Source organism: Paraburkholderia sp. CNPSo 3274, from assembly GCF_024206475.1.
Classification (GTDB): Bacteria; Pseudomonadota; Gammaproteobacteria; order Burkholderiales; family Burkholderiaceae; genus Paraburkholderia.
Genome location: NZ_JAMBPR010000020.1, coordinates 1 through 13,996, shown reverse-complemented (window position 1 = coordinate 13,996; position 13,996 = coordinate 1). Strand labels below are relative to the sequence as shown.

The 13,996-nt window shown below is 65.3% G+C and carries 13 protein-coding genes and 1 tRNA gene; 9 read left to right on the top strand and 5 right to left on the bottom strand.

Features of this window, described 5'->3' with window-relative positions:
- Positions 1–39: 39 nt before the first annotated feature.
- Positions 40–843 carry a DNA-binding transcriptional regulator gene (locus M3I54_RS15750; protein ID WP_254337365.1) on the top strand — a complete coding sequence of 268 codons (804 nt, stop codon included), beginning with the start codon at positions 40–42 and terminating at the stop codon, positions 841–843.
- Here the strand turns inward: M3I54_RS15750 and hcaR are convergent.
- The gene (hcaR, locus tag M3I54_RS15745; RefSeq protein ID WP_254337362.1) at positions 840–1,718 is read right to left on the bottom strand and encodes a DNA-binding transcriptional regulator HcaR; all 879 of its coding nucleotides are present in this window, start codon (positions 1,716–1,718) and stop codon (positions 840–842) included. The two genes, M3I54_RS15750 and hcaR, sit on opposite strands and share 4 nt — an antisense overlap.
- Positions 1,719–1,842: 124 nt before the next feature.
- Between hcaR and hcaE the strand changes: the two genes are divergently transcribed.
- From hcaE to M3I54_RS15710, 7 genes are all read left to right on the top strand, one after another.
- Positions 1,843–3,198 carry a 3-phenylpropionate/cinnamic acid dioxygenase subunit alpha gene (gene hcaE, locus M3I54_RS15740; RefSeq protein WP_254337360.1) on the top strand — a complete coding sequence of 452 codons (1,356 nt, stop codon included), beginning with the start codon at positions 1,843–1,845 and terminating at the stop codon, positions 3,196–3,198.
- Positions 3,195–3,743, top strand: coding sequence for a 3-phenylpropionate/cinnamic acid dioxygenase subunit beta (gene hcaF, locus M3I54_RS15735; RefSeq protein ID WP_254337358.1), 549 nt, complete (start codon positions 3,195–3,197; stop codon positions 3,741–3,743). The genes hcaE and hcaF overlap by 4 nt, the downstream gene beginning before the upstream one ends.
- 2 nt (positions 3,744–3,745) lie before the next feature.
- The gene (gene hcaC / locus M3I54_RS15730; RefSeq protein WP_133183789.1) at positions 3,746–4,066 is read left to right on the top strand and encodes a 3-phenylpropionate/cinnamic acid dioxygenase ferredoxin subunit; all 321 of its coding nucleotides are present in this window, start codon (positions 3,746–3,748) and stop codon (positions 4,064–4,066) included.
- Positions 4,066–4,881, top strand: coding sequence for a 3-phenylpropionate-dihydrodiol/cinnamic acid-dihydrodiol dehydrogenase (gene hcaB / locus M3I54_RS15725; RefSeq protein ID WP_254337356.1), 816 nt, complete (start codon positions 4,066–4,068; stop codon positions 4,879–4,881). The genes hcaC and hcaB overlap by 1 nt, the downstream gene beginning before the upstream one ends.
- 13 nt (positions 4,882–4,894) lie before the next feature.
- Positions 4,895–6,121, top strand: coding sequence for a 3-phenylpropionate/cinnamic acid dioxygenase ferredoxin--NAD(+) reductase subunit (gene hcaD / locus M3I54_RS15720; protein WP_254337355.1), 1,227 nt, complete (start codon positions 4,895–4,897; stop codon positions 6,119–6,121).
- Between the two features lie 87 nt (positions 6,122–6,208).
- Positions 6,209–6,285: transfer RNA gene (locus M3I54_RS15715), tRNA-Val, on the top strand.
- Positions 6,286–6,498: 213 nt separating this feature from the next.
- Positions 6,499–7,461: a TauD/TfdA family dioxygenase gene (locus M3I54_RS15710; RefSeq protein WP_254337353.1), complete on the top strand. Its 963-nt coding sequence runs from the start codon at positions 6,499–6,501 to the stop codon at positions 7,459–7,461.
- Positions 7,462–7,489: 28 nt separating this feature from the next.
- Here the strand turns inward: M3I54_RS15710 and M3I54_RS15705 are convergent, their stop codons facing one another.
- Complete coding sequence (locus tag M3I54_RS15705; protein ID WP_254337351.1) at positions 7,490–8,737, bottom strand: D-amino acid dehydrogenase; 1,248 nt, start codon at positions 8,735–8,737, stop codon at positions 7,490–7,492.
- 166 nt (positions 8,738–8,903) lie between these two features.
- Entirely contained in the window at positions 8,904–10,535 is a 1,632-nt protein-coding gene (locus tag M3I54_RS15700; protein ID WP_254337349.1) for a methyl-accepting chemotaxis protein, read from the bottom strand.
- A 333-nt stretch (positions 10,536–10,868) separates the two neighbouring features.
- Between M3I54_RS15700 and M3I54_RS15695 the strand changes: the two genes are divergently transcribed.
- Entirely contained in the window at positions 10,869–12,092 is a 1,224-nt protein-coding gene (locus M3I54_RS15695; protein ID WP_254337347.1) for a YeeE/YedE family protein, read from the top strand.
- Positions 12,093–12,200: 108 nt separating this feature from the next.
- Here M3I54_RS15695 and M3I54_RS15690 read toward each other — a convergent pair whose 3' ends face one another.
- Both M3I54_RS15690 and M3I54_RS15685 read right to left on the bottom strand, forming a co-directional pair.
- Positions 12,201–12,788 (bottom strand): YSC84-related protein, encoded by a 588-nt coding sequence (locus tag M3I54_RS15690; protein ID WP_254337345.1) that lies wholly within the window; start codon positions 12,786–12,788, stop codon positions 12,201–12,203.
- 196 nt (positions 12,789–12,984) lie between these two features.
- Positions 12,985–13,929: a DUF2950 domain-containing protein gene (locus M3I54_RS15685; RefSeq protein ID WP_254337343.1), complete on the bottom strand. Its 945-nt coding sequence runs from the start codon at positions 13,927–13,929 to the stop codon at positions 12,985–12,987.
- Between the last annotated feature and the right edge of the window lie 67 nt (positions 13,930–13,996).

The following is a 13,996-nucleotide window of genomic DNA, read 5'->3' as shown; positions in this document are numbered from 1 at the left end:
TGCATAGAATGCACACAGTTGATTTTGAAGGCATTTTCGATGACGAAGTATGCAAACGTGCGAGGTCTGGCGCGCGGCCTGCAGGTGCTCCAGGCGCTCAACGCCATGGAGAACGGGCGCGCGACGAGCCAGCAACTGAGCGAGGCAACGGGTCTGCACCGCACGACCGTGAGGCGCCTGCTGGAAACCCTGGTAGAGGAGAAGTTCGTGCGCCGCAGCGCTTCCGACGACAGCTTTCGTCTGACGATGAACGTGCGTGGCCTGAGCGAAGGCTTCACCGACGACGAGCTGATCGCGACCATCGCGCCGCCGATCATGGCGCAAATGCTCCAGCGCACCGTGTGGCCATCGGATCTCACGACGCCCGATGGCGACTCCATGGTGATTCGCGAGACCACGCACCGCTTCAGCCCGCTTTCGTTTCACCGCGCGATGGTGGGCCGCCGCCTGCCGATATTGCTCACGGCGGCCGGCCGCGTGTACTTTGCGATGTGTCCCGAGGCGGAGCGCGAGGACATTCTCGAGCTATTGCGCGCGGGGGCGGGCGGCGAGCAGCAGCAAAAACTCGCCAGCGACACGGCCTATATCCGCAATCTCGTGCGCCAAACGCGCGCGGACGGTTTCGGCTCGAACCACGGCGACTGGGCAGATCAGCGCAAGATCGGTGCGCTCGCAACGGCCATCGAGGCGCATGGGCGCGTGCTCGCGAGCCTGAACGTGATCTACCTGGAGCAGGCCATCAATCCGGCGGAGGCGGTACGCCGCTTCGTGCCCGAGTTGCAGCGCGCCGCCCAGGAAATGGTGACGGCGTTAGAGGCGCAGGAGGAAAACACGAAGCGTTAAGCTTCGTTCTCGCGCACGAGTTCGAGCAACGCTTCAAGCTCCGCTGCATGCGGCTCTTTGCGCGACACCATCAGCAAGTCGATGGTGGGCGGCTCGCCTTCGAGCGGGCGCGTGCAGATCGCGCGACTCGTGAGCGACGAGACATACGCGGGCAGGAGCGCATAACCGAGCCCCATCCCCACGAGATTCAGATTGAGCAGAATATTGGTCGCGACCTGCGCCACCTTGCGCTCGATCCCGTGCGCCTCGCAATACGCCTCGACCACGCTGTGCACCTGCCCCGAAAACTGCGGATGCGTGCTGATGAACGGCTCGCCGCTTAGTTGCGCCGGTGCGATGCGCTTTTGCTTCGCGAGCGGATGACCGCTCGGCAGCACCACCACGAGCGGTTCGGTGAGCACGACTTCGCTGCGCAATTCAGGCGAAACAACGGGCCGGCGCATGAACGCCACGTCGATATCGCCGCGCAATAGCGCGTCTTCCTGCTCGGCCGTCGGCAGGCTGCGCAACTCGACATTCACCTCGGGAAAACGCAATCGCAAACGCGGCAAAATCACCGGGAAAACCCGGATCTCCGCTGCGGGCACGAAACCGATCGTCAACGTCGCGCGCCCCAGCCCCACCTGGCGCGCACGCGCCACCGCCCGATCGGCCTGCGCCACCACGAGGCGCGCCTCGGCGAGAAACACCTTGCCCGCGTCGGTCAATTCCACCTTGCGGCGCGTGCGCTCGAAGAGTGGCGTGCCCACTTCGTCTTCGAGATTGCGGATCTGCTGGCTCAGCGATGGCTGCGCCGTATGCAGGCGCTGCGCCGCGCGCGTGAAGCTCAGTTCGTCGGCAACGGCAATGAAGTAGCGCAGGTGTCTCAGTTCCATGCTCGAGTTATCGTTTCGAAGTCTTAGTGGCAACAAACAAAATATTTCACAACGGCAAAGCGAGCAACGATCATCCGTCTGCGTTCTCCGCCAAAAGGAGAATGCTGCCACGGAGGAGACTCGCATGTCCGCAATCATCGACATCGATGCACTCGTAGACGCGCAAAATGGCCGCGTCACGTCGTCGATCTATACCGACCCCGACATTTACGCGCTCGAACTCGAGCGTATTTTCGGCCGCTGCTGGCTCTTTCTCGCCCACGTCAGTCAAATACCGAAAGCCGGCGACTTTTTCAATACCTACATGGGCGAAGACCCCATCGTCGTGGTGCGCCAGAAGGACGGCTCGATCAAGGCCTTCCTCAATCAGTGCCGCCATCGCTCGATGCGCGTGAGCCACGCCGATTGCGGCAACACGCGCGCGTTCACGTGCCCGTATCACGGCTGGTCGTACGGTGTGGACGGCGCGCTCATCGACGTGCCGCTCGAACCGCGCGCCTATCCGCAGGGCCTGTGCAAGGAGAAATGGGGCTTGCAGGAGGTCACGCGTGTGGCGGTGTACAAGGGCCTCGTGTTCGGCAACTGGGATGCAAACGCGCCCGACCTCGAGACCTATATGGGCGACATCGCCTGGTATCTGGACGGCGTGCTCGACCGCCGCGAAGGCGGAACCGAGATCGTGGGCGGCGTGCACAAGTGGGTGATCGACTGCAACTGGAAATTTCCAGCGGAGCAGTTCGCGAGCGATCAGTATCACGCGCTCTTCACGCACGCGTCCGCCATCGAAGTGCTCGGCGCGAAGGAAGGTGCGGGCGACAAGGCGCTGGGCGCGGGTCAAACGGCGCGCCCCGTGTGGGAGACCGCGAAAGACGCGCTGCAGTACGGTCAGGCGGGCCATGGCAGCGGCTTCTTCTTCACCGAGCAGCCCGACGCGAACGTGTGGGTGGACGGCGAAGTCTCGCAGTACTTCCGCGACACCTATGCCGAAGCCGAAACGCGGTTAGGCAAGGTGCGCGCGATGCGCCTGGCGGGCCACAACAACATGTTCCCCACGCTTTCGTGGCTCAACGGCACGGCCACGCTGCGCGTCTGGCATCCGCGCGGCCCCAACCAGGTGGAAGTGTGGGCGTTCTGTATCACCGACAAGGCAGCGTCCGATGAAGTCAAAGCCGCCTTCGAGCGCAGCGCGACGCGCGCGTTCGGGCCCGCGGGATTTCTCGAACAGGACGACTCGGAAAACTGGGCCGAAGTGCAAAAGGTGCTGCGCGGCAGCCGCGCGCGCAAAACGAAGCTTTGCCTCGAAATGGGCTTGGGCAACGAGCGCGTGCGCGAAGACGGCATACCTGGCGTGACGAACTACATTTTCTCGGAGACGGCTGCGCGCGGCATGTACCGGCGCTGGGCAGACCTGCTGATTTCCGAAACGTGGGACGAAGTACACGAGCGTACCGCGCGCTACGAAGCGGAGGTGCTCAAATGAGCGAAGTCGCCGACCGGATTTTCACGCCCGCGCGCGTAGGTCTCGAACTGCATCACGAAATCGGGCAATTCCTCTTTGAAGAGGCGGCGCTGCTCGACGGCTGGCGCTTTCGCGCATGGCTCGAACTCATGTCGAAAGACATCCGCTACACCATGCGCACGACCGTCAACGCGCAAACGCGTGACCGTCGGCGCGGCGTGCAGCCGCCCACCACGTGGATCTTCAACGACACGCATTTCCAGCTCGAACGCCGCGTGGCGCGCCTCGAAACCGGTATGGCGTGGGCGGAAGAACCGCCTTCGCGCACGCGCCATCTCGTGACGAACCTGCGCGCGTTCACCACCGAAACGCCCGGCGAATATGAGGCGCAGGTGAACTACGCGCTCTATCGCTCGCAGAAGGAGCGCGACGAGACGTTCTACGTGGGCCGCCGCATCGACCGCGTCCGCCAAGTGGAGGGCGCGCAAGGCTGGCAGGTGTGCAACCGTGAGATCACGCTGGACCAGGCGGTGCTCACTTCCCATAACCTGAGTGTGCTTTTCTGATCATGGCCCGTATTTTTGTCTGCCAGGACGACGCATTGTCCGATGGCGAAGCGATCAAGGTGGACGGCCCGTCCGCCGCGATCGCCGTATTCAAGGTGAACGGCGAACTATTCGCGCTGAACGACCGCTGCTCGCACGGCAATGCTTCGATGTCCGAAGGGTATATCGAAGACGATGGCACCGTCGAATGTCCGCTGCATGCGGCACGTTTCTGTCTGAAGACAGGCACGGCGCTGTGCCAGCCTGCGACCGAAGCGCTCAAGACGTTCCCTGTCACGCTCGTTGACGGCGCGGTTTTTGTCGACGTTCCGGAGGCCGCGTAATGGGCTGGCTCGATAACGAAGTTGCATTGATCACGGGCGGCGGATCGGGACTCGGCCTCGCGCTCGTCGAACGCTTTCTCGAAGAAGGCGCGCGCGTGGCCGTGCTCGAACGTTCGGCAGACAAAGTCGCGGCACTGCAAGCGCGCTTTGGTGCGGAAAAGATCGTCGCCGTGCAGGGCGACGTTACCTCGTACGCCGACAACGAGCGCGCCGTGAGCGCCGCCGTCGATGCGTTCGGCAAGCTCGACATCTTCATCGGCAACGCGGCGATCTGGGATCACGCTTCGGGCCTCGTCGATCTCTCGCCTGCGCAACTCGACAGCGGTTATGAAGAGCTTTTCTCGATCAACGTGAAGGGCTATCTGCTCGGCGCAAAGGCGGCTGCGCGCGCGCTCATCGCGAGCGAAGGCAGCATGATCTTCACGCTCTCGAATTCTTCGTTCTATCCGGGCGGCGGCGGCCCCTTGTACACGGCGAGCAAGCATGCGGCCGTGGGCATCATCCGCCAGCTGGCCTACGAACTCGCGCCCAAGGTCCGCGTGAACGGCGTCGGCCCTTGCGGCATGGCGAGCGATTTGCGCGGCCCCGCTTCGCTCGGCCAGCAGGACCTGCGCATCATGGATTCGCGTTCGCCCGAGGCGATTGCAAGCATTTTGCCGCTGCAGTTCTTTCCGCAGCCTGCGGAGTTCACAGCGCCTTACGTGATGCTCGGCTCACGCGCGAACAATCGCGTATTGAGCGGCGTGATGATCAATGCGGACGCCGGCCTTGGCATTCGCGGCATCCGTCACGCGGCGGGCGGCCTGCATCTGTAACGGGAAACGGATCATGAACGCTTCGACTTTCGTCATCGTCGGTGCGGGCCAGGCGGGCGCGCTCGCCGCCGCCGAATTGCGCCAGCAAGGCTATGCGGGGCGCGTCGTACTGATCGGCGAGGAAACGCACGCGCCTTATGAACGGCCGCCGCTTTCGAAGGACGTGCTGCTGCAACCGCAAACCGCGCGCTGCGCGATTCACGGCGAAGGCTACTACGCGGCGCAAAACATCGAGTTGAAGCTCGGCGTGGCCGTGACCGCGCTCGACGCACAGGCGCGGATCGTTACGCTGGCGAACGGAGAATCGATCGCTTTCGACGAACTGCTGCTCGCCACGGGCGCGCGCGTCCGGCGCTTGCCGATGCTCGACGCGCTTGGCGAGAGCGTCTACACGCTGCGCACACTAGAGGACGCGCAACGCCTTATTCCCGTGCTGCAACCAGGCAAACGCGTACTGCTGGTGGGCGCGGGTGTGATCGGTCTGGAACTCGCTTCGAGTGCGGTCGATCTCGGCGCGGAAGTCACCGTGATCGAACAGGCGCCGCGCGCGATGGCGCGTTGCGCGCCACCGCTCCTTACCGAGCATCTGTGCGATGTGCATCGCGCGCGGGGCGTGACACTGCATCTGGGCTCGCCACTCTCGTCGGCAACGCGCGAAAACGGCGATATCGTGCTGACGCTCGAAAACGGCGCGCGCATCACCGGCGACGCGGTGATCTACGGCATCGGCGTCGAGCCCGAAACCACGCTCGCTCGCGCAACGGGCCTGCAAATAGACAACGGCATCGTGATCGACGCACAGTGCCGCACCTCGCACGCGCACATCTACGCAGCCGGCGACGCAGCGAGCCAGTGGGACGAAGCAAGCGGTCGCCACCAGCGCCGCGAAACGTGGGAGAACGCGAACCGCCACGCGCAAACGGCCGCGCGCGCGATGCTCGGCCTCGAACCCGAAGCCTATGAAGCAGATTGGTTCTGGACCGATCAATGCGGCCTCAATATCCAGTGCGCGGGCGACATGGCTGCGCCTGAATGGCTCACACGGGGTTCGCTGGAAGCGCCGCCCTGTGTGCTGTTCGGTCTCGACGGCGAAGGCGCGCTGGTTGGCGCGATCACCGTGAATCAGGGTCGCGACATGCGCAGCGCCAAAGCGATGATCGGCAAACGCGCGCGCATCGCCCGCGAAACGCTCGCCGATCCCGCGCAAAACCTGCGCAATCTGGCGCGCGAGTTTGCATAGACGCGCGCCCGCAGACACGGCGTTTCAACCGATCCGAGAAAAGCCCTTGCAAGCGCGCGCGAGTGTCTCTATAATTCGCGCCTCGACAGGCTCGTAGCTCAGTTGGTTAGAGCACCACCTTGACATGGTGGGGGTCGTTGGTTCGAATCCAATCGAGCCTACCAACGAACATGCAGTAAAGAAGCTGTACCTTGCAGCATCTTGTGAATGACGCATTCCCTCGCGGGTCTGCGTCATTTTCTTTTGGTGCGCGCTAATCACACGCACAGCTATCCATAGCGCGCCACCACGCGCATAGCTTCGCAGAAATCGTCAGTTCTTCTCGCGGCGCAAGGCTGCTTGAATGGGCGTTCCACGTCCAGCCGAGGAGACTTTCGATGTCCGACGTTCAAACGCAACGCCAGGCCGTGTCCGTTCCGTCAGCGCATCTGCATTCCGCCACGGAACAACACGCCGATACCACGCTCGACCTCCATCAAGTCGCGGGCCGCATTGGCGCGCGCATCGATGGTGTGCGTCTGCACGCCGATCTCGACAGCGCCACGTTCGACGCGATCAACGCCGCCCTGCTGCGTCACAAGGTGCTGTTCTTCCGTGGCCAGCAGCATCTCGACGATACAGAGCAGGAAGCCTTCGCGCGGCGCTTCGGCGAAACGGTCGCGCACCCCACGGTGCCCTCGGTCGAAGGCGGCAGCCTGCTGGAACTCGATTCGCTGCACGGCGCGCGCGCCAACTCATGGCACACCGACGTCACCTTCGTCGACGCCTACCCGAAAGTCTCGATCCTGCGCGCCGTGGTGATTCCGCCATTTGGCGGCGACACGGTGTGGGCCAATACGGCCGCCGCGTACGCGCAACTGCCCGAGCCGCTGCGCACGCTCGCCGACACGCTGTGGGCGCTCCACACCAACGCCTACGACTACGCGTCGACACACACGAACGCGGACAGCACGCAGCTCAAGCGTTACCGCGAAGTCTTCACGTCGAAGCGCTACGAAACCGAACATCCCGTGGTGCGAGTGCATCCGGAAACGGGCGAACGCACGCTCGTGCTCGGCCACTTCGTGCAGCGGCTCAAGGGTCTTTCGTCGTTCGATTCGGCACATCTGCTGCAGGTGTTCCACGAGCATGTCACGCGGCTCGAAAACACGGTGCGCTGGAACTGGCAGGAAGGCGACGTCGCGATCTGGGACAACCGCGCCACGCAGCACTACGCGATCAACGACTACGGCGACGCGCGCCGCGTCGTCCGACGCGCGACTGTGCGCGGCGAAGTGCCGGTGAGCGTCGACGGACGCACGAGCGTGGTCGTGCGCGAGGAAGGCGCGACGCTGCAGTAACGTCTCGTTGGCAAATCAGTGAGCCAGATCAGCGGCCCGGCGCAAAGGCGTCGCCGTCGATCGGCAACTCGCGCTCCGCCAGCAAATCGGCGAGCAGTTGCGCGCTGCCGAGCGCGAGCGTGAAGCCTAGCGCGCCGTGCCCCGTGTTGAGCCACAGGTTGCGAAAGTGCGTGGCGCCAATCACAGGCTTGCTGTCCGGCGTGGCGGGACGCATGCCGGTCCACGTCTGAATGGCGTCGTAGTCGCCGGCGTTGGGGAAGGTTTCGCGCGCCTGCCGCGTGAGCAGCGCGATGCGGGCGTCGTCGGCGTGCGGGTTCATGCCCGTGAGATCGACCATGCCCGCAATGCGCAGGCGCTCGCCGAGCGGGGCGTAGACGACCTTGTGATGCGCATCCGTGACCGAGACGCGCGGCGCGCCCTGCGCATTCGCGTTGGGGAGCGTGAGACTGTAGCCTTTGAGCGGATACACGGGCACGTGCACGCCGAGCGAGGCGAGCATCGGCTGGCTCTGGAAACCCAGGCACACGACGAACGCGTCGGCTTCAATGTCGCCCTGCGAGGTCTGCGCGACAAGTACCCGCAGCCCTTTCGTTCGCAGTCCCGAAAACTCGGTGGCAAGTTGCAGGGTGACGCCGTCGCGCCGCGCCGCGCGTGCGAGGCCGCGTGTGAACTGATCGCAGTCGGCGGCCTCTTCGCCTGGCGTGTGAATGCCGCCCACGATCTCTGCGCCGATATGCGCAAGCGCAGGTTCGAGCGCGACGCACGCCGCGCCGTCGAGCACATGCTGCACACAGCCCAGTTTCGCCTGGTATTGCGCCTGGAGGCGCGCGCCCGCGAAGGCATCCTGATCGCGATACACCACGAGCTTGCCGTTGCGCACGTAGTCGAATGACAGCGCTTCGCGCTCGACCACTTCGTGCATGAGACGCTGGCTCAAAAAACCAAGGCCGAGCAGTTCGGCCGTGGTCGCGCGGCTGCGCGCGCGCGTGCACGCACGCAGGAACGCGGCGCACCAGCGCCATTGGTGCGGATCGAACCGCGGCACGAAACGCAGCGCGGCGTCGCGCGAGAAGAGCCATTGCGGCAGCTTGGGAAGCACTGAGGGGTCCGCGAACGGCGCGACGTAGCTGTAGCTAAGCTGGCCGCCGTTGGCGTGGCTCGTTTCCTGCGCCACGTCGGCGTGGCGCTCGACGAGCGTGACCTCGTGTCCATCGCGGGCGAGCGCATACGCCGTGCTCACGCCAATCACCCCACCGCCCAAAACACAAACTCGCATGATCCGTTGTTCTCTTTCGCTGACGGCCAAGCCCTGACGGCCTATGCCGCCAGTCTCGCCGGGAACGATGGGGAACTCAATTGCGAATTGCGCGCGGGGTATAACCTCAGGTTAAAACGGCCGAAAGTTGTCCTTGCAACAGCAAGGACAACCCGCAATGGCTGGCTCAGGCCAGCGCCCGCGTCCCCCCGCGGCCTGCGCGCGTGTCCGCCGCAGCGGCATGCGCCGGGCGCGCACCTGCCTGCCCCGCGCCACCCAGGTTGAACACCGCTACGGCCTCGCGCAGCAAATCGGCCTGCGATTCGAGCGACTGCGCGGCCGCCGCCGCCTCCTCCACGAGCGCCGCATTGCGCTGCGTGACCTCGTCGATCTGCGCAATCGCGCGGTTCACCTGCTCGATGCCATCGCTCTGCTCGTGCGTCGCGGTCTCGATCTCGGTCATGATCCCGCTCACGCGCGCCACCGCACTGCGCGCCTCGTCCATGGTTCGGCGCGCGTCTTCCACGAGGCGCGCGCCCGCACTGACAGTCGCCGCCGAGGCCGCGATCAGCTCCTTGATCTCCTTGGCCGCCGTGCCGGAGCGCTGCGCGAGACTGCGCACCTCGCTCGCCACGACCGCGAATCCGCGGCCCTGCTCGCCTGCGCGCGCCGCCTCCACGGCCGCATTGAGCGCGAGGATGTTGGTCTGGAACGCAATGCCCTCGATGATGCCGGTGATCTCCTCCACCTTCTGCGACGAGGCCGTGATGTCGCTCATCGTCGCGTTCACGCGGGCCACCACGTCGGCGCCGCGCGTGACGGTTTCGAGCGCGGTCTGGGCGAGCCCGCTCGCTTCCTTCGCGCCGTCCGTGTTCTGGCGCACCGCCGCCGAAAGCTCCTCGATGCTCGCCGCCGTTTCTTCGAGCGCAGCCGCCTGCTGCGCCGTGCGGTCCGAGAGATCGACGTTGCCCGACGCGATCTGCTTCGCGCCCTGGGTGATTTCGTGCATGCTGCCGCGCACACGCGAGACGGTGCCCACGAGGCCGTCGCGCATGGTCTGCAGCGCGCCCAGCAACTGGCCCATTTCGTTCTTCGAGCGCACCCTCACTTCCACCGTGAGGTCGCCCGCGGCGATGCGCTCGAAATGGCGAATCGCATGGTTCACCGGCTTGACGACGGCGGCGGCGAGCCCCACGCGCGCGAACACGCCAATCACCACGCCCACCACGCCGATCAGACCGAACACGATGAGCGAAAGGCGAAAGCGCTGCGCGGCGGTGTCGGCGTCCTGCTGCTGGCGCGCGGCCTGCCAGCTCTCGAGCGCGTCGATTGCCTTCGCGTAGGCGCCGTAGTAGCGGTCGGCGGTTTCGCCCTGGATCGTGCGGAAGGTATTGAAATCGTTGTCGACGAGCGCCTTGTACTCAGGCTCGAGCGCCTGTGAGACGAGCGCCTCGCGCGCGCTGCTCACGGCCTGGGCGAGGCGCGCCTCTTCGGGGTCGTCGAACGGGCCGGCGCTGTAGAGCGCGAACTCCCTGTTCGAATTCACGAGCACCTGGTGCGCCTTGTCGAGCAAGCCGTCTGTGGCCTTGCCGACGCTGAAGAGCGTCTCGTAGCCGCCGAGCGCGAGGCGCACCTGGAGCAGACGTTCCGAACTGGTCTTGAGGGCGTCGAGCGACTGCGCGCTGCGCTGGGCATCGTGCAGGCTGTCGTTGGTGATCTTGAGCGCGCCATACGACACGCCGATCACCGTCAGCAGAAACGCGACGAAGATACCGATAACGAGCGTTAGCCCACGGCGAATGGTGATGTTTCCCAGCATGAGGTCTCCGTTGCGTTTTTTATCTTCCAGCCAGTGCGAATGCGCGCGGCCCGACACGCGCTGGCACCTCGTCTCGCGTAACGGCAGACGGCTCGCGGCGCTGCATAGGGGAAATCCATGATGCCCGCAGGGCTGCGGGGGTTTGGCGGGGCTTCGCCCCAATATCTGGGAAATCCCCGTCTGGACGGGGTTTGCGGCGATTTTTCGCGGCTCGGAGCGGGTCGCGAAACGTCGGCCTGGGGGCTCCGTCAGACCACGTTGCGATTCGTGCTATCGTTTTGGTTTCATCGATTGTTTTTCCTGGCGACTTTTCGAGGCCGCCCCCGCTCCCATATGTCCGACCTCTCCACGCCGCTCGCGCGCGCGCCGCGCCGACTCGACTCCATCAATCCCAAGCCGCTAGGCATCGCGCTTTTGCTCGTCGCGCTCGGCGCGGTGTATCTCGCGCAGACCGTGAGCGCGCGTCAGGCGGCGCTCTACGTGGTCGGCGCGCTGCTCGGCATGACGCTCTATCACGCGGCGTTCGGCTTCACCTCGGCGTGGCGCGTGTTCATCGCCGACGGGCGCGGCGCCGGCTTGCGCGCGCAGATGGTCATGCTCGCCATCGGCGTGCTGCTGTTCTTCCCCGCGCTCGCGGCAGGTTCGCTGTTCGGCCATCCGGTCACGGGCCTCGTTTCGCCCGCGGGCACTTCGGTCATCGTCGGCGCGTTCATGTTCGGCGTGGGCATGCAGCTGGGCGGCGGCTGCGCCTCGGGCACGCTCTATACCGTGGGCGGCGGTAGTACGCGCATGGTCGTGACGCTCATCGCTTTTATCGCAGGCTCCGTGGTCGCCACGGCGCACATGCCGTTCTGGACGTCGATGCCGCAATTGAAGCCGTTCTCGTTCGTGAACGCGCTGGGCGCCGCGCCCGCCATTGCGCTCAATCTCGTGGTGTTCGCGCTCATCGCCGCGCTCACCGTGGTCGTCGAAAAGCGCCGCCACGGCCACCTCGTCAACGAGCCGCGCGCGCCGCACACCTCGCCGTGGCTGCATGGCCCGTGGCCGCTGCTGGCTGGCGCGGTCGCGCTCGCGATTCTGAATTTCGCGACGCTCGTGCTCTCGGGCCGCCCCTGGGGCGTGACCTCGGCATTCGCGCTGTGGGGCGCGAAGGGCTTCGCAACGCTTGGCATCGACGTGGTTAGCTGGAAATACTGGATAGCCGGCCCGAACGCCGCCGCGCTCGCCGCCCCGGCAAGCCACGACGTCACTACCGTCATGGACATCGGCATCGTGCTCGGCGCAATGGCCGCGGCCTCGCTCGCGGGCCGCTACGCGCCGGTGTGGCGCATTCCGCTGCGCTCGCTCGTGGCGGCCGTGATCGGCGGGCTGCTGCTCGGCTATGGGGCGCGCCTCGCTTACGGCTGCAATATCGGCGCGTATTTCAGCGGCATCGTCTCGGGCAGCCTGCACGGCTGGCTGTGGCTCGTGTGCGCGTTCGCGGGCAATGTGCTTGGCACGAAGCTGCGCCCGTTGTTCGGGCTCGAAGTCGAGCGCGTGAAGAATACGGGCTGCTGAGGCTGTACGCGGCTCAGCCAGTTCGGGCTGCGCAGAAATGACGAAGGGCAAGGCTTGACGCCTTGCCCTTTTTACATGATCCGGCGCTTTTTACCGGTGCGAGCGTCTTCAGATATTCAAACGCGAGACCTTGGTGCCCGCCAGCGAGACGTCGGCCATCAAGCCAGCGTTGGTCAGCACGAAGACTTCCACCGGGTGCGTGGCCGTGTTGGTGTCGACAACGCCGTTCGCGCCCACGGTCACGAGCGCGACGGAGGCGTCGGCGCCCGCCGCCCAGCCATCCGTCGCGCGGAATTTGTCGAGCGAGTCCTGCGTCATGAAGGCGAAGATGAGCGCCTTCGACTGGGCGCCGGCCTGCAGGCCGAACGAGCCCGACACGGTGCTGTAGTAGCCGACCGTAGCGCCGCCCACGCGCAACGCGCCCTCGCCATACTGCCCGCCGACGATGAAGCCGGCCTGCAGCACTTCGGGGAACACCAGCACGCCGCGCGACTTCGCGAGCAGCTCGTGCGAGCCTTTCACGGTCGAAAACAGCCGCGAGAGGGTGCCGTCCACGGACGCGTCGATCGACTGCCGCTTGGACATGTTCTGCGACGCCGAGGAATTCGAATTCGTGGTGGTGGTACAGCCCGCGAGCGTGAGACCGCCCGAGGCCAGGGTCACCGCCGCCGTTAGCATGAAGTTGCGTCGTTGCATTTGGTTATCTCCACACGAATGAGAGTGCGGGGATGATCGAGCAAACCGCATGCCCGACCTCTCCGCTTCCGTTGGCCAAAGCCCGCTTCGGGCGACACCCACGTCGCCGTGGCTTGATTGTGCCCGAATTCCATATCGAGCGTCTGTCAGAGACGACGTCAGCAATCATGCCGCCCGACGGACGGCGGCTCGCCGATCAGGGTGTGGTGGCCTTCCAGGACGAGTCGGGATCGAATGCCTTGATCGCCGCTGCCGTATGCGCGCCGTTCGGCCCGAGGTCCTTCTGATAAAGCTGGCCGTCCTGGTTGATGATGAAGCTCATCACACCGGTTTTGCCGTATTGCGCTGGCCAGGCCACGAGCGCAAAACCGCCGCTCAGGTCCCCGTTCTCGAGATAGCTGCGCGCACCACCGCTGGCGTGCGGCCCCTGCGCGGTGAGAACGCGGAAGTGATAGCCGTGATAGCCCTCGGTCGGCGTGATCTTCGTGTTGCCCGGCATGGCTGCCGCGAGCGGTCCGAGCGGACTTTCGGTCTCGCCCGGCTCGACCGGCCAGTACAGACCGTCGTGCGTGCCCGGCGTACTCACGAGGCGCTGCGCATAGTGCTGCGTGAGCTTGCGATAGTCGTTCTGCGCGTCGACGTAGGCGAGCGAGGTGAGCATGGCCGCACGCTCGTTGCGGCCGATGCGGCGCGTGAGAATTTCGCTCGCGCCTTCACGCGGGTCGAAATGCCAGCCCTTGCCCGATTGCACGATTGGGATGGGCAGCGTCCAGCCGCTGTCGCCCACCTCGACGTGAGCGCTCGCCTTGCCGGCCACAGGCGTGGCGTCGGGTACGACGCGATGGCCCTTCGCCCAGGCGCCAAGGTAGTCGTCGATATCGTCCTGGCCGATGTTTTGCGTTGGGATGAACTCGGTGAAATCGTTGCCGAGCACGTGCTTCATGGCGCCCTGGTCGTTGGTCGCGAGTGCGTCGGTGAATGCGTTCGCGGCGGCTTCGGGCGTGGCGAAGACGGCTTGCGCGTAAACGGAGGCACCGCCGAACTGGGCCGGCAGCAGCGCGGGCGCGCCAAAGAGCGCGAGTGCCGTAGCGAGCGCGAGCGCGTAGTCGTGCGGCAGGCGGCGTGCGGAAATGCGGATCATTTTTTGACTCCTCATGATATTCAACGTTATCGACGGCCGATGTGACGTCCGCCACCACCGCCGCCAC